Annotated in this window: 18 protein-coding genes; 8 read left to right on the top strand and 10 right to left on the bottom strand. The window is 65.5% G+C overall.

What is annotated here, in order from left to right:
- Positions 1 to 53 precede the first annotated feature (53 nt).
- Together ABD243_RS19320 and ABD243_RS19315 are read left to right on the top strand one after the other, a co-directional pair.
- Positions 54 to 890, top strand: a complete 837-nt coding sequence (locus ABD243_RS19320) for a shikimate dehydrogenase family protein (protein ID WP_344367996.1) — start codon at positions 54 to 56, stop codon at positions 888 to 890.
- Between the two features lie 123 nt (positions 891 to 1,013).
- Positions 1,014 to 1,811, top strand: a complete 798-nt coding sequence (locus ABD243_RS19315) for an IclR family transcriptional regulator domain-containing protein (RefSeq protein ID WP_344367994.1) — start codon at positions 1,014 to 1,016, stop codon at positions 1,809 to 1,811.
- A gap of 189 nt (positions 1,812 to 2,000) precedes the next feature.
- Here ABD243_RS19315 and ABD243_RS19310 read toward each other — a convergent pair whose 3' ends face one another.
- Together ABD243_RS19310 and ABD243_RS19305 are read right to left on the bottom strand one after the other, a co-directional pair.
- A complete protein-coding gene (locus ABD243_RS19310) occupies positions 2,001 to 2,855 on the bottom strand; it encodes a helix-turn-helix transcriptional regulator (RefSeq protein ID WP_344367993.1) in 855 nt (284 codons plus the stop codon).
- A gap of 71 nt (positions 2,856 to 2,926) precedes the next feature.
- Positions 2,927 to 4,288 (bottom strand): MFS transporter, encoded by a 1,362-nt coding sequence (locus ABD243_RS19305; RefSeq protein WP_344367992.1) that lies wholly within the window; start codon positions 4,286 to 4,288, stop codon positions 2,927 to 2,929.
- A gap of 195 nt (positions 4,289 to 4,483) precedes the next feature.
- Between ABD243_RS19305 and ABD243_RS19300 the strand changes: the two genes are divergently transcribed.
- Positions 4,484 to 5,695, top strand: a complete 1,212-nt coding sequence (locus ABD243_RS19300; RefSeq protein ID WP_344367989.1) for an MFS transporter — start codon at positions 4,484 to 4,486, stop codon at positions 5,693 to 5,695.
- A gap of 33 nt (positions 5,696 to 5,728) precedes the next feature.
- The gene (locus ABD243_RS19295) at positions 5,729 to 7,009 is read left to right on the top strand and encodes an MFS transporter (RefSeq protein WP_344367987.1); all 1,281 of its coding nucleotides are present in this window, start codon (positions 5,729 to 5,731) and stop codon (positions 7,007 to 7,009) included.
- 40 nt (positions 7,010 to 7,049) lie between these two features.
- Here the strand turns inward: ABD243_RS19295 and ABD243_RS19290 are convergent, their stop codons facing one another.
- From ABD243_RS19290 to ABD243_RS19260, 7 genes are read right to left on the bottom strand one after another with little or no spacing between them, the layout of a single operon-like run.
- On the bottom strand, positions 7,050 to 7,748 hold the full coding sequence (locus tag ABD243_RS19290; protein ID WP_344367986.1) for a substrate-binding domain-containing protein: 699 nt from the start codon (positions 7,746 to 7,748) through the stop codon (positions 7,050 to 7,052).
- Positions 7,745 to 8,719: an aldo/keto reductase gene (locus ABD243_RS19285; protein ID WP_344367985.1), complete on the bottom strand. Its 975-nt coding sequence runs from the start codon at positions 8,717 to 8,719 to the stop codon at positions 7,745 to 7,747. The genes ABD243_RS19290 and ABD243_RS19285 overlap by 4 nt, the downstream gene beginning before the upstream one ends.
- Positions 8,716 to 9,669, bottom strand: a complete 954-nt coding sequence (locus tag ABD243_RS19280; protein ID WP_344367984.1) for a Gfo/Idh/MocA family oxidoreductase — start codon at positions 9,667 to 9,669, stop codon at positions 8,716 to 8,718. The genes ABD243_RS19285 and ABD243_RS19280 overlap by 4 nt, the downstream gene beginning before the upstream one ends.
- A 25-nt stretch (positions 9,670 to 9,694) precedes the next feature.
- Positions 9,695 to 10,996, bottom strand: a complete 1,302-nt coding sequence (locus tag ABD243_RS19275; protein ID WP_344367982.1) for a protocatechuate 4,5-dioxygenase subunit alpha/beta — start codon at positions 10,994 to 10,996, stop codon at positions 9,695 to 9,697.
- Position 10,997: 1 nt separating this feature from the next.
- Positions 10,998 to 11,936 (bottom strand): amidohydrolase family protein, encoded by a 939-nt coding sequence (locus ABD243_RS19270; protein ID WP_344367981.1) that lies wholly within the window; start codon positions 11,934 to 11,936, stop codon positions 10,998 to 11,000.
- Entirely contained in the window at positions 11,936 to 12,628 is a 693-nt protein-coding gene (gene ligK, locus ABD243_RS19265) for a 4-carboxy-4-hydroxy-2-oxoadipate aldolase/oxaloacetate decarboxylase (protein WP_344367980.1), read from the bottom strand. Before ligK ends, ABD243_RS19270 begins: the two co-directional genes overlap by 1 nt.
- Before the next feature lie 11 nt (positions 12,629 to 12,639).
- Positions 12,640 to 13,668, bottom strand: coding sequence for an amidohydrolase family protein (locus tag ABD243_RS19260; RefSeq protein WP_344367978.1), 1,029 nt, complete (start codon positions 13,666 to 13,668; stop codon positions 12,640 to 12,642).
- Between the two features lie 146 nt (positions 13,669 to 13,814).
- Between ABD243_RS19260 and ABD243_RS19255 the strand changes: the two genes are divergently transcribed.
- Complete coding sequence (locus tag ABD243_RS19255; protein WP_344367976.1) at positions 13,815 to 14,720, top strand: LysR family transcriptional regulator; 906 nt, start codon at positions 13,815 to 13,817, stop codon at positions 14,718 to 14,720.
- 284 nt (positions 14,721 to 15,004) lie between these two features.
- Here the strand turns inward: ABD243_RS19255 and ABD243_RS19250 are convergent, their stop codons facing one another.
- Entirely contained in the window at positions 15,005 to 15,655 is a 651-nt protein-coding gene (locus tag ABD243_RS19250; RefSeq protein WP_344367975.1) for a nucleotidyltransferase domain-containing protein, read from the bottom strand.
- 999 nt (positions 15,656 to 16,654) lie between these two features.
- Between ABD243_RS19250 and ABD243_RS19245 the strand changes: the two genes are divergently transcribed.
- From ABD243_RS19245 to ABD243_RS19235, 3 genes are all read left to right on the top strand, one after another.
- Positions 16,655 to 17,134 (top strand): hypothetical protein, encoded by a 480-nt coding sequence (locus ABD243_RS19245; protein ID WP_344367973.1) that lies wholly within the window; start codon positions 16,655 to 16,657, stop codon positions 17,132 to 17,134.
- A gap of 141 nt (positions 17,135 to 17,275) precedes the next feature.
- Positions 17,276 to 17,509: a hypothetical protein gene (locus ABD243_RS19240; protein WP_344367972.1), complete on the top strand. Its 234-nt coding sequence runs from the start codon at positions 17,276 to 17,278 to the stop codon at positions 17,507 to 17,509.
- 663 nt (positions 17,510 to 18,172) lie between these two features.
- Positions 18,173 to 18,865, top strand: coding sequence for a histidine phosphatase family protein (locus ABD243_RS19235; RefSeq protein ID WP_344367970.1), 693 nt, complete (start codon positions 18,173 to 18,175; stop codon positions 18,863 to 18,865).
- The last annotated feature ends 16 nt before the right edge of the window (positions 18,866 to 18,881 follow it).

Genomic DNA, 18,881 nt, shown 5'->3' with positions numbered 1-18,881 from the left:
CACAACGATTGATTGCTTCGCCCGGCGGCTTCCCCTCCCTGAAAGGTGGCACCATGGACAACCAGACACCGGCCTCCCGGCTGTTCCTCATCGGCTCGGAAGCCTCGCAGGCCATGTCGCCGGGGCTGTGGAATCCCGTCCTCGAACAACTCGGCAGTAGCTGGGCCTATGAGGCCTGGGATGTGCCTCGCGACGTGCCCATGGCCGGGGTCCGCGCCCGGCTCCTGGAATCCGACGTCGTCGCCGCCAATGTCACAATGCCCCACAAGCAGTGGGCCGCGCAGGCCGCCGACGTTGCGACCGAAGCGGTCCGGCTGAGCGGCGCCTCCAACTTGCTCATCCGGGACGGGCGGAGGCTGGCCGCGCACAACACCGACGTTGCCGCCGTCGCCAAACTGCTCGGTGGCCGGCACCAGCGGCATGCGGTCATGCTGGGGGCCGGCGGCGCGGCCCGGGCAGCGCTTGTGGCGCTCAAGGGGCTGGCCGGGCGGGTCACGATCTCCGACCGGGACCCGGGGGCCGCGCGGCAGCTGCTTGCCCTCGGCGCGAGCCTGGGCATGGACGCGGAGACGGCCACGTGGGCGGAGGCGCAGGAACAGGCGTCCCGGGCCTCGCTGATCGTCAACGCGACGCCGGTTGGCAAAGGGAGCGACGACGCGCCGGTCTGGGGCGGGGGCCGGCTGGCCGGGGACGCGTTCGTCTACGACTTCGTCTACGCCGGACACGTGACCGGCACAATAGCCGCCGCGAGGGACCAAGGACTGTGCTGTGCCGACGGTTGGGACCACCTCCGAGCCCAGGCGGCCGCCATGATTCCGCTCCTGGACCTGGCGCCGCAGGCGGATGCCCTGATACAGCGCACGCTCGCCGCCATCCGGACGAAGAGCTGACATACAGCCCGACGCCGGGACGCACGCGCCGCCGTCGTTGTCCGGGGCCTTATATGATCGTAAAAGCCTGCAGCCTTTCGGTATCTGCCGGCCCTAGTGCAGGTTCAAGAAGGCAGGGAGTCCATGGAGGAGCAACCGGCGTATTTTGTGAAGTCGGTGGAAAAGGCCTTCGACGTCCTGCTCGCCTTTACCGCGGCCTCTCCGCGGCTGACCGTTTCCCAGGTCGCCGTCAAGGCGGACATGACCCGGGCCTCCGCGCGGCGGTTCCTGCTGACCCTGACGGATCTGGGCTACCTCCGCGCCGACGGCCCGCAGTTCGAGCTGACGCCACGCTCGCTGGACATCGGCCAGTCATTCCTGGCGAACCTGACGCTCCCCAGAGTGGCGGAGCCGCACCTGAAGTCCCTGGCAGCGCGGCTCAACGAAACAACCTCGCTGTGCATCCTGGACGGCACCGACGTCGTCTACGTGGCTTGCGTGCCCTCTCCGCGGCTGCTCAGCGTCTCCATCAGTGTGGGCACTCGGTTCCCAGCTTGGGCGACGTCGATGGGGCGCGTCCTCCTGGCGGCGCTATCAGAACCGGAACTGCAGGCCTACTTCGACTCGGTCCATCTGCAGCGCTTCACCGAGCGTTCCATCGGAAGCGTCGACCAGCTCCGGGCAGAAATAGACTCAGCCCGCGTCAAGGGCTGGTCGATGGTGTCACAGGAACTGGAGGAGGGCCTGCGCGGCGTGGCCGTGCCCGTGTGGCGCGGCAACGACGTCGTCGCGGCCATCAACGTCTCCTTGCAGACGCACCGGGCCCCCGCGGAAGCCATCGAGAAAACGGTCGTTCCGCTCCTGCAGGACGCCGCGCGGCAGATCGGCAACGACTTCGGCGGCCGGCAGGCAGGATTGTCCAAGGCTGCCGGGCAACGATAGTGCGGACCTGGTGGACGGAGGCGACCTTCTTGCGGACCAGCGATCTGGACTCGTCGCACGCTCGCAAGTGACGCCTGCCAAGACGTAGCCCCAGGACTGGCGACACCGGTTCACTGACGGGCTGCAGCCGGCGCCTCGGTAGGTCCTGCTTGAGCCTTTCCAGGTTCCTGTCTCCACAGGGCGACCGGTTCAGTGGGAGTAGATGGTGGGTGCGGTCCAGCTGGCGAGTATTCGCATGGCGTCGGCGGTCGCGGATCCGGGTTCGACGGTGTAGACGAGCATGACCAGGCCTGGGTCTGTGGAGAGTTCGAATGATTCGTAGCCGAATTCGAGGTCGCCGACGGCCGAGTGGGTGAGCATTTTGGCTCCGGACCGGTAGCGGAAGACGTCGTGGGAGGCCCAGAGCGAGCGGAACTCATTGCTTTGGGTCGAGAGGGTGCCGATGATCTCGATCAGTTCCTTGTCGCAGGGGTCCTTGGCCGTTGCGGCGTGCAGGAGCGCGACGACGTTGTGTTTGGCGGTGTCGAAGTCGCGGTGGAACCGTTGGGCTCGTGAGTCCAGGAACAGGTAGTGCGCGTAGTTGAAGCGGTCGCGGGATCCGTCGTCAGGCAGTGAGTAGAGTGCCCGGCCGATTCTGTTGGAGGCGAGGCGGTCAAGTCGGGCGTTCTGCACGAATGCGGGGGCATCGATGGAGTCCAGGACACTCTGGATACCTGGCCTGACGGTGCTGCGGTTGGAGGGTTTCCGTCGCGGCGCGCGCCGTTGGGTGATCCGGGTGAGGTCGAGCAGGTGGTCGCGTTCGTCTTCGTCGAGCTGCAGGGCGCGGGCTATTGCTTCGATGACTTCGCGGGACGCACCGGAGATTTTGCCGCGTTCGAGACGGGCGTAGTAGTCGACGCTGACGCCGGCGAGGTGCGCTACTTCTTCGCGTCGCAGGCCGGGGACGCGGCGGGCTCCGCTGTAGAGCGGGACACCTGCCTGCTCGGGGGTGAGTTTGGCGCGGCGGGACGTGAGAAAGCTGCTGATCTCGGACCGGGAATCCATATCTCCAAGGGTAGGCGAGCAGCCTTGGGTGCTGACAGGACCTGTCAGGTCCCCCCAACGCTCAGGTGCGTTCATCGCCGCGGCAAACGGGTGGCGAGGGTTGCCATTGCCAGGGCGAGACCGGCCGCTATCAGCAGGCTGGTGGAGAAGCCTTGAAGGAAGGTGGTCGAGCGGGCGAGCAGGGAGCCGAACACCGCGACCGCCAATGCCCCGCCAATTTGACGGCTGGTGTTGAAGATGCCGCTCACGGTGCCCGCACGCTGTGAATCGAAGTTGTTCAGCAGGACGGCGGTGATGGTCGGGATGACCAGGGGGCCGGCGAGACCCACAAGGATCATCACAGCGGCCACTACCCAGACCGGCATGGCGGCCGGCAGGAGGGCGATAAGGGTGAGTCCTGTGGCCATCAGGCCCATCCCGCCGGCGATGAGTGTGCGTGCGCCACAGCGCTGGGACAGTCCGGCGATGAATGGCGTGAGGATCGCGCCAGCGAGCATCATGGGAACGAAGACCGCTCCGGTTTCCACCGGTGAGAGCCCGCGTTCCTGCTGCAAGTAGAGGCTCATGACGAACGGCAGGCCGAAGTAGCCCACCATGTAGGAAAAGCCAATGCCCGTGGACACAGCCAGGGTCCGGTTGCCCAGCAGCGGCAGCGGCACCATGGGGTGCGCTCCGCGGCGCTGCGAAACGACGAAGCCTGCACCTGCAAGGACGAACAAGCCAAATGCAACGATCGTTGGCGGTGCCGTGATGCCGGCAGCTCCGGCTTCGATGGCACCGTAGGTGAGGGCACCCATGGCGGTGATCGCAGTGACCTGTCCGGCCCAGTCGACAGGGACGGACCGTTGGGGCGAGCGTGGAACGCGCCGGAGCAGCAGCAATGCCGCCGCCCCGACTGGAAGGTTGATCAGGAAAATCAACCGCCAGTCGACGAGCGAAAGCAGACCGCCCAGCACGGGTCCGGAGATTGAAGCCAGTGCCCCTCCCATGGCCCACATCCCGACAGCGCGTGCACGCTTGATGGGGTCGGGAAAGGCTTCGCCGATCAACGCCATCGATGCGGGAAGCATCACTGCCGCCGCAGTTCCCTGGAGGATCCTTGCCACAATCAGCACAGTGACGGTGGGCGCGAGTCCGCATCCCAGCGAGGTGACCACGAACGCGGCCATGCCGATTGCGTAAGCACGCCTGGCTCCGACCCGGTCAGAAAACGCTCCGGCCGATAACAAGCACGAGGCGAACAACAACGTGTATCCGTCAACGATCCACTGCAAACCGGTGATCGTCGCACCGAGGTCGAGGCTGATTTGGCGCAGAGCGACGTTGACCACCACGGCATCGAGCGTGATGACGAAAAATCCGGTGACGGCGGCGAGCAGCGCTGCCTTTGAATGACGGACTCCCGCTGGGGTGAGTGTGGTGGTGGTGTTCAAAGACATTCCTTCTCAAGGGTTCGGCGTTCTCCAATGGCCCGCCTTGCTGACGTTACGAGGAACGGAAGAGACGAAACAGGACCTGCCAGACCATGTCTCAACAGGGCCTTCTCTGCGCAGGGCAGGTACGGGATCGTCGAAGGGACGGAACCTATCGGTTCCGGCCTCCACTCCACCGAAAGAAGTTTTGCGCGTATGACGACATCCACTACTCCGGCGGTGCCGACCCGGCAACGGCTCCCGTTCGTCGTTCCGCTGCTTGCGTTGGGCACGTTCCTGATGATCACTACCGAGTACATCGTCGCGGGACTTCTCCAGGAGATCGCGGCCGATCTGGGCGTCGGTCTTGCCCAGGTCGGGCTCTTGATCACGGCCTTCGCGGTCGGAATGATCGTTGGTTCCCCTGTCATGGCTCTGGCGACCCTGCGCCTGCCGCGGCGCGCCACGCTCGTTTTCGCGCTGGTGGTCTTTGCGGCCGGACACGTCATGGCGGCGCTGGGAAGCGACTTCGGGATCGTTCTCCTCGCGCGTGTCATCACTGCCCTGGCGGCAGGGGCATTCTGGTCCGTGGCCGCTGTCGTCGCCACGCAGGCGGCCGGCCCGGCCAACAGCTCCCGTGCCTTGGGTGTCATGATGAGCGGCGTCGGCCTTGCCACCGTTGCGGGCGTCCCGCTCGGATCCTTCGCCGGCCAGCTCCTTGGCTGGCGAGGGACATTCTGGGCCCTGGCGATCCTGTCTCTCCTCGCAGCTCCCGTTATTGCGCGGTTCACGCCCGCAGACACCCGCTCCCACGTGCCATCCGTGCGTGCCGAAGTAAGGGCGATCATGACCGGCCGGATGGCCATTCTTGTCATCGCGACCGTTCTTGCCACCGGCGGCTACATGACAGCCTTCAGCTATCTTTCCCCGCTGGCCACTGACCGTGCAGGAATGCCGACCTGGGCAGTGCCGTTGCTCTTCGTTGTCTTCGGCCTCGGCGCCATCATCGGAACCAACCTTGCCGGACGGTACGCCGACAAACACCCGGTCACCACCTTCATCACAGCCACCGCAGGCACCGTGGTGCTGATGGGGCTGCTCGTCCCCTTCTCAACGAACGCCTTTGGCATGTTTGTTCTCATGTTCCTGCTGGGCATTGCCGGTATGGGCATACCGCCCGTCGGAACCGGACTCGCTGTCCGCTTCGCCCACGGTGCGCCAACATTGGCTGCCGCCGTTTCCGTATCTGCGTTTAACGGTGGAACGGCAATCGGCACCTGGTTTGGCGCGAAGGCGCTCGAATCGACGCTGGGCGTCCTGGGCCCGCTGACCATCGCGATCATCATGGCAGTCCTCGGTCTACTGACGCTCCCGGTCCTGGCCCGTACCCGGGCAACGTCCCAACATGGCGCCGAAGCCAGCCTCTAAGTCCGTCCACGATTCCGGCAGGAATCACGGCGGATGCTTTCCAGCCAACACCGACCAGAAGGACAACCCTTGGAGTCAATAACTGCACCGGCACCGGCACCAGCACAAATCAACCAAGCCATGATCCTGCTCTTTGCCGTCGCGGGTGGAGCAGCCGTGGCCAACCTGTACTGGGCACAACCGCTGCTTGAGGAGATAGCGTCCTCGTTCGGAACCTCGCTTGGGACCGCCGGGTTGCTGGTCACGACCGCGCAGGTCGGATACGCTGTCGGCACCTTCCTGATCGTTCCGTTAGGTGATGTCGTGGATCGACGACGTCTCCTGCCGCTGATGATGCTCCTTTGCGCCGCCGCCCTTACTGTAGCTGCCGTAGCTCCGACCTTTGAGGTGTTGCTCTTCGCACTGGTCCTGGTTGGCCTCACAACAGTGTCCGGGCCCCTGCTGACGCCCCTTGCCGGTGACCTTGCCGAGCCGGGCCAGCGCGGACACGTGATCGGAACCGTCGCCTCGGGGCTGATGATCGGAGTTCTTGCTTCGCGCACGATCAGTGGCCTTCTCGCCGAAGCGTTCGGGTGGCGGGCGCCGTACGCCGTAGCTGCCGCCCTGGCCCTTGTCTCGGCGGTCCTCCTGCGACGGACCATTCCACCGATGGATCCACGGGCCAAGCTGGGTTACGCCGCCCTGCTCGGCTCCACCTTCGGCGTGATCAAACGACACCCCTCCGTTCGCATGTCACTGTTCGTCGGTGGAACTGCCTTCGGCGTGCTCACGCTCTTCTGGACGGCGTTGACGTTTCTGCTCGCATCCCCACCGTTCTCGTACTCCGTCACCACGATCGGCCTGGTCGGGCTTGCGGGAATCGCCGGCGCCGTCGCGGCACAACGATCCGGGCGCCTGCACGATCGAGGCTTCTCCACGCCCGTCATCAGCGCAGCTCTGGCGCTCACCCTGGTGTGCTTTTTCCTCGCCTGGATCGGGGCCACATCCATCATCGTGCTGCTCGCAGTGATCATCCTTTTGGACATTGCGGTGCGCACGGTCTCGACCTTGACTCAGGCCCGTGTTCTTGCCGTCGACCATGGGGCACGCAGCCGTCTCAATACGGCGTATGTGGTGAGCAACTTCATCGGCGGGGCCGCCGGTTCGACGCTCGCGACCGCTCTCTGGCAGCTCGGAGGATGGACAGCGATCATGATGGGCGGCGCTGTCGCGACAGCCATCGCGCTAATCCTCTGGGTCGTTCCTGCAAGCAGAAGGCGTGACAACGCGGAACACCTGATATCGGCACAAACGACCAGCCAAGAAACAGAGTGAACTAGGGCGGTCATAACAGCCAATCCGTCACAGCGAGACCTCAGGGCGCGCCAAAACTGTGCAAGGACTTGATAGACGCCGCGAGGTCGGAGCGGAAGAAGGCCAACAGCTCCGCCGCGCCCGCCGCGTCGCTGGAGGATGTCGCGACAGCACCCGCGAAGACCGTGCTGATCGCGCAGTCGGCGGGGAGGACGCCGAGGATGCGCACGCCGGGCTGCCCGACCAACTCGCTGAGCTGCTGCAGGCCGAGATCGACCTCGCCCTCGGCGAGCAGGCGCGCCACGGGCACGCCTGGACGGGCCTGCACCAGCCGGTCGCGGACCTCATCGGTCATGCCCCATTGGTCGATCATTAACAACAGTTCGGTTCCGCTCGGACCGGTGGAATAGCCGATGCGGGATGCCGTGCGCAGGGCGCTGCGAAGCTCATCGGCATTAGCAAAGGCCGTGCCTTCGGGACGTTTGGCTGCATCGGGGCTGCGTGTGGGCACGCCTACGGCTACCTCCGACAGGACGATCGGGGTGATGGAGGCCGGATCGACGTGCCGCTCGGCAGCGAGGCGTTGGAGAGCGTCCACGGCGAGGAACACAAGGTCGAACGGCTCGCCGCCGGCAACCCGCCGGGCGGCGTCCACTCCGCCGACGGATTCGATCTGTAGAAGCGGTAGCCCGGCCGCGGCGGCAGCTTCAGCGAGGTCGGCGAGAACGTGGCGGGTGGCCATCGACGAGATCGCCTTCATGCGGCATCCTCGAAGGTCTCGGCGTCGACTTCGGCGGCAGATGCCGGTGCATAGCGCGCGCCAGAGATCGTGGCCGTGCCAATCAGCCCGCCGGCCCGCGCCAGCAGCGCGCCGTCGACAGAGATGCCGGCCGCCGCCATGTTCTCACGTAGGTGCGCGATGCTCGTTGTTCCCGGGATCGGCAGAACGTGATCGCCGCGGGAGAGCAGCCAGGCCAGTGCGAGCTGTGCGGGCGTGCAACCGGCCTCCGCAGCCAGCTCCCGCCAGGATTCCAGCAGTGCCGCATTCGCACCCCAGTGCTCGGGCTGGAAGCGCGGCATGCTGCGGCGGATGTCGTTCGGGGCCATCTCGCCCGGGTCCTTGATCGCATCCGCGAGGAAGCCACGTGCGACCGGCGAAAACGCAACCAGAGTCACGCCGTCCTCGCGAGTGGCGTCGAGCATGCCAAGCTCGGCATTGCGACTCCACAGCGAGTACTCGTTCTGCACGGCCGCAATAGGGGCGATTGCCTGCGCCTCGCGCAGCCGCGCCACCGACACCTCGGACAGGCCGATTGCGCCGATCTTGCCCGCGGCGACCATCTCGGCCAGCGCGCCGACGCTGTCGCCGATCGGCACCTTCTTGTCCCACCGGTGCAGGTAGTACAGGTCGATGTAGTCGACACCGAGCCGGCTCAGCGAAGCATCGACCTGTGCGCGCAGCGTATCGGGGCGTCCATCGATGACTTTCACGCCGTCGACGGACGCCATCCCGCATTTGCTCGCCAGGAACACCTCGTCACGGCGCCCCGCGATCGCGGCACCGACAAGTTCCTCGTTGCGGCCGCCGCCGTAAAGCGTCGCCGTGTCGAGCATCCCGATGCCTTCATCAAGAGCCGCGCGCAGCATCGCCAGCCCCTCGTCACGCGACGGGGGGACGCCGTACGCGTGGCTCAGCGACATGCAGCCGAGCCCGGTGGAGGGCAGCCTCACGCCAGCTGCTTCTCAAGCGAGCCGAGCACGCGGTAGCAGTCGATCACCTGGCGAAGCGACGAGTTCGGCTCGCGTCCCTCGCGGATTGCCGAGATGAACTCACGATCCTGCAGCTCGATACCGTTCATGCTGACAGCGACGTGCGACACGTCGATCGACTCCTCACGGCCGTTGTAGAGCTCGTCGTAGCGCGCGATGTAGGTCTCGGTGTCGCCGATGTAGCGGAAGAACGTGCCGAACGGCCCGTTGTTGTTGAACGACAGCGACAGCGTACAGATCGCGCCCGACTCGCTCTTGAGCTGGATGGACATGTCCATCGCGATGCCGAGTTCGGGGTGGATCGGGCCCTGGATCGCGTTCGCCTGCACGATCTTGCCGGCCTGGTAGGCGAACAAGTCGACGGTGTGCGCAGCGTGGTGCCACAGAAGGTGGTCGGTCCAGGACCGGGCCTCGCCCTTCGCGTTCGTGTTGGTGCGGCGGAAGAAGTACGTCTGCACGTCCATCTGCTGCACGTTGAACGAGCCCTCGGCGATCCGGTTGTGCACGAGCTGGTGCGAGGGGTTGAACCGCCGCGTGTGGCCCACCATGGCGACGCGGTCGGAAGCTTCGGCCGCGGCGAGCGCTGCCTCGGCGTCGGCGAGCGAGTCGGCGAGCGGGATCTCGACCTGCACGTGCTTGCCGGCCTTGAGGACCTCCTGCGTCTGCGAGGCGTGCAGACCCGTGGGCGTCGCGAGGATCACCGCATCGACGTCGTCGCGCTCGAGCACGGCGTCGAGCCCGACGACGGCGTTGGCGACGCCGTATTTCGCGGCGACTGCCTGGGTCGGTTCGAGCCGCGTGCCGCTGACGACGGTCACCTCGGCATCGGGGATGTTCATCAGGCCGTCGAGATGTTTCATGCCGAAGGCGCCTGCGGCGCCGACGACGGCCACACGGATCTTGTCAGTCATGGGGGCTCCTAGGTTGCGGATGCGGTCAGTCGGTCGGGTTCGTGAGAACAAGGTGGCCGACGGCGGTGTTCGACGCCGGCACGTGGTAGAACCGGTGGTCAACGGAAGGCGCCTCGCCGCCGAACTGGTCGTCCATCGCGCCGCGCGCGATGAGCCAGTCGACGAGCTCGATGCCCTCGGAGCCCGCCTCATCGACGTACTCCATGTGATCCCACTCGGTCAGGCCCAGCGGGTCGGCGATGAGGTGGTCGAGGAACGCGTTGTCCCACTCCTCGTTGATGAGGCCGGCACGCGGACCCTGGAGCTGGTGGCTCATGCCGCCGGTGCCCCAGATCTGTACGTTGAGCTCCGGGCCGTCCCACTTGTCGAGCGCACGGCGGAGCGCGCGCCCGAGCTCGTAGCAGCGGCGGCCGGAAGGCACCGGATACTGCACCACGTTGACGGCCAGCGGGATGACCTTGCATGGCCACTCCTCGACGTCGCCGAAGACGAGCGAGAGCGGCACGGTGAGCCCGTGGTCCACGACCATCTCGTTGACGAGGGTGAGGTCGAAGTCGTCCTGGATGACCGACTGCGCGATGTGCGCGGCGAACTCCGGGTAGCCCTTCACGTCGGGCACAGGGCGGGGGCCGTAGCCCTCGTCCGCGACCGGGTACTCTGCCCCTGTGCCGAGCACGAAGGTGGGGATGATCGACGAGTCGAAGGCCGTGGCGTGGTCGTTGTAGACGAGGATGACGACGTCGGGCGTATTCTCCTTGGCCCACCTGCGGGTCCACTCGTACCCGGAGAACACCTTCTTCCAGTACGGCTCCTCGGTTTTGCCGAGGTCCATCGCGGCACCGATCGCCGGGACATGCGAGGTGAACAGCGCCGACATGTACTTCGCCGGGGCGTTCTCGCGCATGGTCTCGGACTTCTCGCGCGGCGCCGGCGGGGCCCAGCCGTCGAGGTCCTTAAGGCGGTTGCCCTCGGGGCGGCGTCCGCCGCCGATCATCATGTCGCGGTAGGCGGCCTCGGACATGCCAGTCATGGAGCCGGCCATCTGCTGGAAGCTCAGGCCGTGCGTGGCGCCGATCTTGCTCAGGAAGTAGATGTTGCCGCCCTCGGCCATCATGGCGTTGAGGTCCATGTCCAGCACAGCCTGGCGCTGCTTGGGCGAAAGGGGCCACTCATCGAGGTACGCCTCGCGGTCGGCCAGGTAGCGCTTGCGGTTCTCGGGCTTCATCAGCGACATCGAGAACTGGTTGAGGTGGTATCCCTTGCGGGCCATCTCCGCGTCGAAGATGATCGTGCCGGGAACGTCCTTGTACGGCTTGTCGAGTGCCATGTCATGCTCCTTCGGGCCAGTAGAGGCGGCGCGGGTTGTCCACGAGCAGCTTCTGCTGGAGCTCGGGCGTCGTCGCGATCTGTGGGATGTAGTCGACCAGCAGCCCGTCGTCGGGCATGTGGTCCTTGAGGTTGGGGTGCGGCCAGTCGGTTCCCCAGAGGACGCGGTCGGGGAACTCCTCGACCACGCGGCGGGCGAACGGCACGACGTCGCGGTAGGCGTGCTGCTCGCCGTCGAGAGCGCGAGGTCCGGTGACGGACAGACGCTCGGGGCAGGAGACCTTGGTCCACACGTTGGTGTTCTCACGCATGAACCGCAGGAACAGCTCGAACTCGGGACCGTCCGGGTCCTTGGTCACGTCGGGCCGTCCCATGTGATCGACGACCACGTCGGTCGGGATCGACGAGAAGAAGTCGTACAGCTCGGGCAGGTCCTCGGCCTCGAAGTAGATCACAACGTGCCATCCGAGTGGCGAGATCTTGGCCACGATCTCCTCGAGCGAGTCGGTGGGCACGCGGTCGACCAGGCGTTTGACGAAGTTGAACCGGACGCCCCGTACCCCGGCCTCATGCAGCTCGGCGAGTTGCTCGTCGGTCACGTCACGGCGGACGGTCGCAACGCCGCGGGCGCGACCTGCGCTGCGCTGCAATGCGTCGACCAGGGCTCGGTTGTCGGAACCGTGGCATGTCGCTTGCACGATGACGTTGCGGTCGAAGCCCAGATGGTCTCGCAAGGCGAACAGCTGGTCTGCCGAGGCGTCGCACGGGGTGTACTTGCGCTGGGGTGCGTAGGGGAACTGCCCGCCCGGCCCAAACACGTGGCAGTGGGCGTCTACAGAGCCCTCTGGGAGCCGGAACGTCGGGGTGCTCGGCCCGTCGTACCAGTCGAGCCAGCCCTCCGACTTCTCGAAATCTCCGGTGGTGTCGCCGTGTGTCATCATCAGTTCTCCACGTATTCCAGGCCGGCCTTGGCGAGAGGCTCGCGCATGCCGTAGATGTCCAGGCCCAAGACGCCCTCGCGGAATTTTGCGCGTTTGGCTTCCTCGTTATCCTCGCGCTTCTGGCTGGCGTCTGCCACCGCTCCGACCAGCTCGCGCGGGACAACCACGACGCCGTCGACGTCGGCCACGACCACATCGCCCGGGTTCACCACGGCGTTCGCGACCACTACGGGGATGTTCACCGATCCGAGGGTGGCTTTGACCGTGCCCTTGGCGTTGACAGCGCGGGAGAACACCGGGAAGTCCATCTTCTCCAGATCGGCGACGTCGCGGACACCGCCGTCGATCACCAGGCCCTTGCAGCCGCGGGCGGTCAGTGAGGTGGCGAGCAGTTCGCCGAAGAAGCCGTCCTCGCTTTCGGTGGTGCAGCCGGCGACGATCACATCGCCCTCCTGCACCTGCTCGGCCGCGACGTGGAACATCCAGTTGTCACCGGGCTGCAGCAGCACGGTCACTGCCGGACCACAGAGCTTGGCGCCGGTGTAGGCCGGCCTGATGTAGGGACGCAGGAGCCCGACTCGACCCATCGCCTCGTGGATGGTGGCGACGCCGAACTGCGAAAGCCGTTCGACGTCCGTGGGATCCGGCCGTTCGATGTTGGTGCGGACGATGCCGAGGTTGTTCAGTCGCATGGATGGTCCTCTCAGAGTCCGCGCGCAGTGAGGGCGCGGTCAAGCCGTGGGTAGACACGGCGGGCGTTGGCTTCGAACACCTGCGCGCGCTGCGCGTCGTTCAGGTTCGTGGTGGCGTCGACGTACCGCTTGGTGTCGTCGAAGTAGTGTCCGCTGCGCGGGTCGATGTCGCGCACGGCGCCGATCATTTCGCTCGCGAAGAGGATGTTCTCGGTGGGGATGACGTTGGTGAGAAGGTCGATGCCGGGCTGGTGGTACACGCAGGTGTCGAAGAACACGTTGTTCAGCAGGTGCTCCTCGAGCACGGGCTTGCCCAGCGCCATTGCGAGTCCGCGGAAGCGCCCCCAGTGGTAGGGAACGGCGCCGCCGCCGTGGGGGATTACGAGCTTAAGCTCGGGGAAGTCGCGGAACAGGTCGCCCTGGAGCAGTTGCATGAACGCGGTGGTGTCGGCGTTGAGGTAGTGCGCTCCGGTCGTGTGGAAGGCCGGGTTGCACGACGTGCTGACGTGCACCATGGCCGGGATCTCGTACTCGACGAGTTTCTCGTATATCGGGTACCACGAGCGATCGGTCAGCGGCGGGGACGTCCAGTTGCCGCCGGACGGGTCGGGGTTGAGGTTCACGGTGACGGCGCCGAGTTCCTCGACGGCGCGAGTAAGCTCGGCAACGCTCGTCGCGGGATCCGCACCGGGGGACTGGGGGAGCATCGCCCCCATCAGGAAGCGTTCGGGGTAGAGCTCGCTGACGCGGGCGCACAGGTCGTTGCAGATCCGGGCCCAGGTCTCGCTCACAGCGAGGTCTCCGATGTGGTGCGCCATGAACGAGGCACGAGGGCTGAATACGGTGACGTCGCTGCCGCGCTCGTTCATGAGCTTGAGCTGGTTGGCCTCGATGGTCTCACGGATGTCGTCATCGCTGATGCGCAGGGTCTCGGGATCAGGAGCGTCCGCGCGTCCTTCAGTAAAAGCGATCTGCAGGTCACGCCAGGCTCCGAGCTGCGCTGGAGCTGTGGTGTAGTGGCCGTGGATGTCGATAATCACGCGTGTCGTCCTTGTCACTGAGTGTAAGCGGTGCGAGAGCAGCTGCACGTTGTTGAATCGGTGCTGCCTAAAACTGACTTTAGGGGATGTGGGCCACTGTGATCCAATAGATATGCAAAGACAGAGCCATAGATGGGATCTATGAGATGACGTTCACCGACCTGAACCTGATCCGGACATTCGTCACGCTGTACGAGCTGCGCAGCGTCACGGCCGCCGCCGGCCGGCTGCACGTAACACAGCCCACGGTCAGCTACTCCCTGAAGCGGCTCAGGGAACGGTTCGGCGACGAGCTCTTCCGTCGGGAGGGGAACGACATGGTGCCGACCGCGAAGGCGACGCAACTGTTTGGGCCCCTACACAACGCCCTGGCACAGATAGACGCAACCGTCATCGGATCGGAGGTGTTCGAGCCGACCGGATTCAGCGGCGAACTCGTCCTCGGACTCACCTCGATCGGCGAGCAGACCTTCCTCCCGCCGATCATGACCGCCCTCAGTCGGGTCGGCGCCGATCCGCGGCTTCAGGTGGAACGTCTCGATTCGGACGAGGTCGAGGGCGGTCTGATCCGCGGAACCGTCGATCTGGCACTGACAGTGTCGCGGATCACCACGCCGCGGCTGTGGCGGACGCACGTGCGTTCGGTCGAATACGTGGCGCTGTCGTCCGGGGCGCATCCGCTGCCCGCGACAGGGCCTGACATGTTCGCAGGGCGGCGCTTTGTGCGGGTCTCCGCCCGGGGCGGGCACGTGTATCCCGTGCAGACGCTGACCGAACACGACCTGATGTCCCAGGTCGTGCTGACCATGGAGGAATACGGCACCGTGCCCGCCGTACTCGAGGCAACGGATCTGGTCGTCCTGCTGCCTCGACATGTAGCGGGGGTGTTCTGTGGCTGGTTCCCCCGCCTTCGCATCGCCGAGCTGCCCTGGTCCGGGCAGAGCACACCGGTGGAGTTGTACACGCGGCGCGAGGCCAGCCTCTCCCAGGCGCAGCGATGGTTCCGCTCGCTGGTGCTTGATGCGGTTGCGGCGGATGAATACAGGTCGTAGTGGCTACTGTCTGCGGTCGTCTCAAGATCGGACGGGCCCTTCATGCTGCGTCGGCGCGACTGAAGAGATCTGTGGGGACCGTGCGACCCGGCGTCGCCAGTCGACCTAGAGATTGTGAGGTTCTTTTAGTGAAGGCGGCTGTTATCCACGGCACGGGCAGCATGACCTGGGAGGAGGATGCCACGACTCGCTCTTGTGAATCGGCTGGGTCCTAGGCCACCTCATCGACACTGCATAGGCAGGGTAAGTCAGGGCTCCCATCGCCGGCGGGCTCAAGCGGGAGGCTAGCGTTTCGTCCTGTTCCAGCTGGCCTTACCCGGAGCGAACGGGCTACGCACGTGGATCGACCACGACGAGTGCGGGTGGATCGTCAGAATCGCGTGCTCCCACCAGGCGCGGGCTTCGTCTGAGAGCTCCGGTAGCACCGCATCCTTGTCGGCGTCGTCCTCCGGGCGGGGACGCAGCGCCTTCCAGACCAGCTGCACCTCGGGCGCCCCGGTCGGGATCCCGTCGACGTCGATCACGGCACGATCCCACGGCAGCTGCAGTCGCGGATCTCGGCGGTAGACCCAGACGCGATCCGTGCCGTCCTCGACGTCGATCTGCAGTACCCATGCGCCCGTCGCGTCGTCGTGGATACGGACCGGCTGCAGATCGGCATCCATATCGGCCGTTGCCCAGGGGATCACGCCGTCGCCTGACGGAACCCAAGCGCTAAACGGCGCCGGAATGTCGTGCACCAGCCGGGGCAGGTCGGCAGCCGTCGTGCTGACATCGGTATTTTGGTGCTCGCGAGTGCTCGTGCCGAGCCAGTGGTCGAGTGCCACCCCGCCGGAGAGCCACCAGCGCGCCGATGACAGACCGAGCAGCTCGGCAGCGGCGCGCGGGGTCAGCGGATCCCAGCGCGTCGCGAGGGTGGGTGCGGATGAGGCCATGAACCAAGGCTACCCGCCGACGGCGGCGGTTTGTCGAGGTGGTAATGGGATCGAGACCGCAGGAGTGCGCATAACGCCGACGACCGCGGGGAGATCCGGGGTGAATGTGAGTGATCAGAGCAGATCAAGGGAGTCGGCTGATGACATTCTTCGAGGACACCCCCGTGCGCGGTTGGGGCGTACATGGGAGGTCCCTAATCCAATGAGGGCCTGCACTAACTGGCATGCACGGGTAAAGACGGGCCGGGAGTAGCCGCCCCATGAGAGTCTGCCTCAGTAGTGGCGACTACGCCCGGAGGCTCACAATTTTCGGGCGGACAGCAAGTCTCGGAGTACTTCGACGGCTGCAGTCAGTTCCTCACTGGGATCTAGGGTGAGTTCCCCTGGGCCACCTATGTGCTCGGCCTTCGAACTGCGCGAGCTCGAAGGAGAGCCGGACGTGTCCATCCCGCAGCAGGTTCCCGAAACGGAACGCTTCGGATCCGTTCTGTCTGCGGGCGGGGCCAGCTAGACTCGCTGGTACTAACGAGGTTGGTGGAACCGAAATGAGTACGCCTATGGTGCCGGCTCGCACGTCAACTGCTCGACTGAACAAACTGGCCGTTGCGGCCATCATTTTCGCCGCCATCGCTGCATCAGGATTCTGGGTATTTGGCGTCGCGGTTCTCGCTGTATTTGCAGTGGGGCCAGGACACGTTGCCCTCAATCAGATCTCACTGAGAGGCGAACGAGGCCGCGGGCTAGCCTTTGCTGCCCTGGCCGTTGGGTATGGCATAGCCACACTGGCATTGATCAACACTCTGGGGTTCATAGCGAGCGCGGTCCAGCAGATCTCCCTGTAGTACTGCGGCTGACGAGCCTAGCCTCCAGCCTTGACCCTACTTCCTCGGGACTACGGCAAAGACTTACACGAAAAGGGTTGCCGTAACAGGATCCATTATCGGACGGCCGCACGCTCGGCACGGGCGGGAAGCTTTTGCGCATCGGTAGGCTAAGCCCATGGCATTGGGGGATGCGGCGCAGCCGCAGGCAGTTCGGTCACACAGGGTGGTCCTGGATGCGTACGCGTTCATCAAGGGCTGGCTCATCGCCACCTCGCTCTGGGTGGGCCTGCTACTGCTCCTGGTTGCGGGAGGCTATGGCGTACCCGCCGCGCGGGACGGCGCTGACGCCGGCCACGTGTGGGGCTTTTTGGGCATGGTGATTTTGTATGGCTTCGGAGGTTCTTTGGTGGTTGCGGCGCCATTGGCCTGGGTGTTGGCCTATCTTTTGGGCCCGGTCCGGAATCAGAGGATCCACATCGGGGCCTTTTTCGCGGTGCCCACCCTCGTGTTCTGGCTGCTGGGAAGCGTCTTGGGCTTCGGCTGGCAACCCTGGCTGCTGATCCCATGGGCCACTGTTGGCGCAGCGGCAGCCATCGGCCGTTGGGCAATCCGCAAAGACGTCCTTGCCTCGAATTCTGCAGCTAACCCGGCCTGACCGCCCGTTGCACGATCCCCAACGGGAGACCCCTGGGGCGTCGCTATCGGGGCTGGCCGCGCTCGTTGACCGGTGCCTCCGCCGGAGTTAGTCCCACTGCGGACTGTGTGCGCACGATTTCGTCGGTGCAATACTGCGTTGATGAACATCTTCGAGTGGTGGCCTCTGGTCGATGCGGAATCACGCGACTGGCTCATTGAGCACAACGGCGAACCGCTGCTGCCGAATGTAATCGCCGACATCATGGCAGTTACGGGCGGCACGACCGATTCTGAGTGGTGGGCTGGCGAATCAGCAGTCGGTCCCCAGCTTTCCGACGAGGCGGTGGATTGGATCGAGGCTGTCGCTAACGACGAGGAGCCGACTGCCGACTGAAATGTTCTGCTGAGTTCTGCTGAGGGTTCCCGTTAGGGACCTGTAGTGGCCGTGCAGACGACTCTGGAATTACGTTGCCACGGCGGCTGGACTGGACCGCCCTACCAGTTGCCGTGGCCGTCGGACATGGCTAGCGTGGCGATTAGGAAGTGGCCCCAGGTAACTATTTATTGGGGGTGGGCCGGTTCCCCCCGCACCTTCCCAGAGGAACCAACGAAAGACCCCAACTATCCGGGATCATCCCCGGACGGTTGGGGGCTCTTCTGTATGCGTCAGCGGTGAGCCGGCCCTTCCGCCCTTAAAGGACCCGCGCCGGACAAGGCTCCCCGCTTCGCCGCCCCGGTTAGACGGCGGATTCTTCCAACCTCAGCCGAACCGGCAGCCGGCACAGCCATTTCCCCCTGACGGTGCGGCCTTGGGATGACGGTACGTGCAGGAGGGGTGGCTTGATCCGGAGCTGATCATGAGGCCGGTGAGCCTGGCCAGTCGGTTGGCGGGCTGGCTTCGTCGGCGGGTTGTAGAAATTGGTAGGCCTTGCTGCCACGGTCTTCCCACCTCTTAACCCGCCGCCGCCATTATTTTCGCCGTCATCGCCGTCTGCATGTTCGGCGCGCGACCAGGTACGGTTCACACCGTCATCGAGCGGGTGGTTAGGGTGGGTGGATGGCGACAGTTATTCTCGTGCGGCACGGCCGCACCACAGCCAATGCCACTGGACTGCTGGCCGGTCGGGCCGTCGGCGTCAGCCTGGACCAGATCGGGCGGGACCAGGCGGCTCTGACCGGAGACCGGCTCGCGGCCGTGCCCGTGGTCGGGGTGGTGTCGAGCCCTCTTGAGCGTTGTCAGCAGACCGCCCGGCTGATCCTCGATCGCCAGGCTGGCACGCCGTACGCGCCGGTCGATCTCGATCTCACCGAGTGCGATTACGGCCAGTGGCAGGGCCGCAGGCTCAGTGATCTCGCGACCGAGGATTTGTGGCCGGTTGTGCAGTCGCAACCGTCCGCCGTCGTCTTTCCCGGCGGCGAATCCATGGCCGCGATGCAGGCTCGGTCGGTGGCAGCGATTCGACGCCACGATGCAGCCTTCGAAGCCGAGTACGGGCCAGGGGCCGTGTGGGTGGCAGTGAGTCACGGTGACATCATCAAGTCAATCCTCGCCGACGCGCTCGGCATGCACCTTGACCTGTTCCAGCGTATTAACGTGGGCCCCGCCTCCGTATCGATCGTGCGCTACGGTGCTAGTCGGCCGAGCGTCTACGCGACCAACACCGACGCGGGTGATCTGTCGTGGCTCTCGAACGGCATCCACTCTGGCGACGCGCCGGTGGGCGGCGGTGCAGGGCAAAAGGCGCCATGAACCCCATGTGCCTAAA

Origin of the sequence: Arthrobacter humicola (assembly GCF_039531445.1) — a bacterium.
Lineage (GTDB): Bacteria > Actinomycetota > Actinomycetes > Actinomycetales > Micrococcaceae > Arthrobacter > Arthrobacter humicola.
Note: the sequence above shows the minus strand (reverse complement) of the source record. Positions and strands in the feature narration are given on the sequence as shown.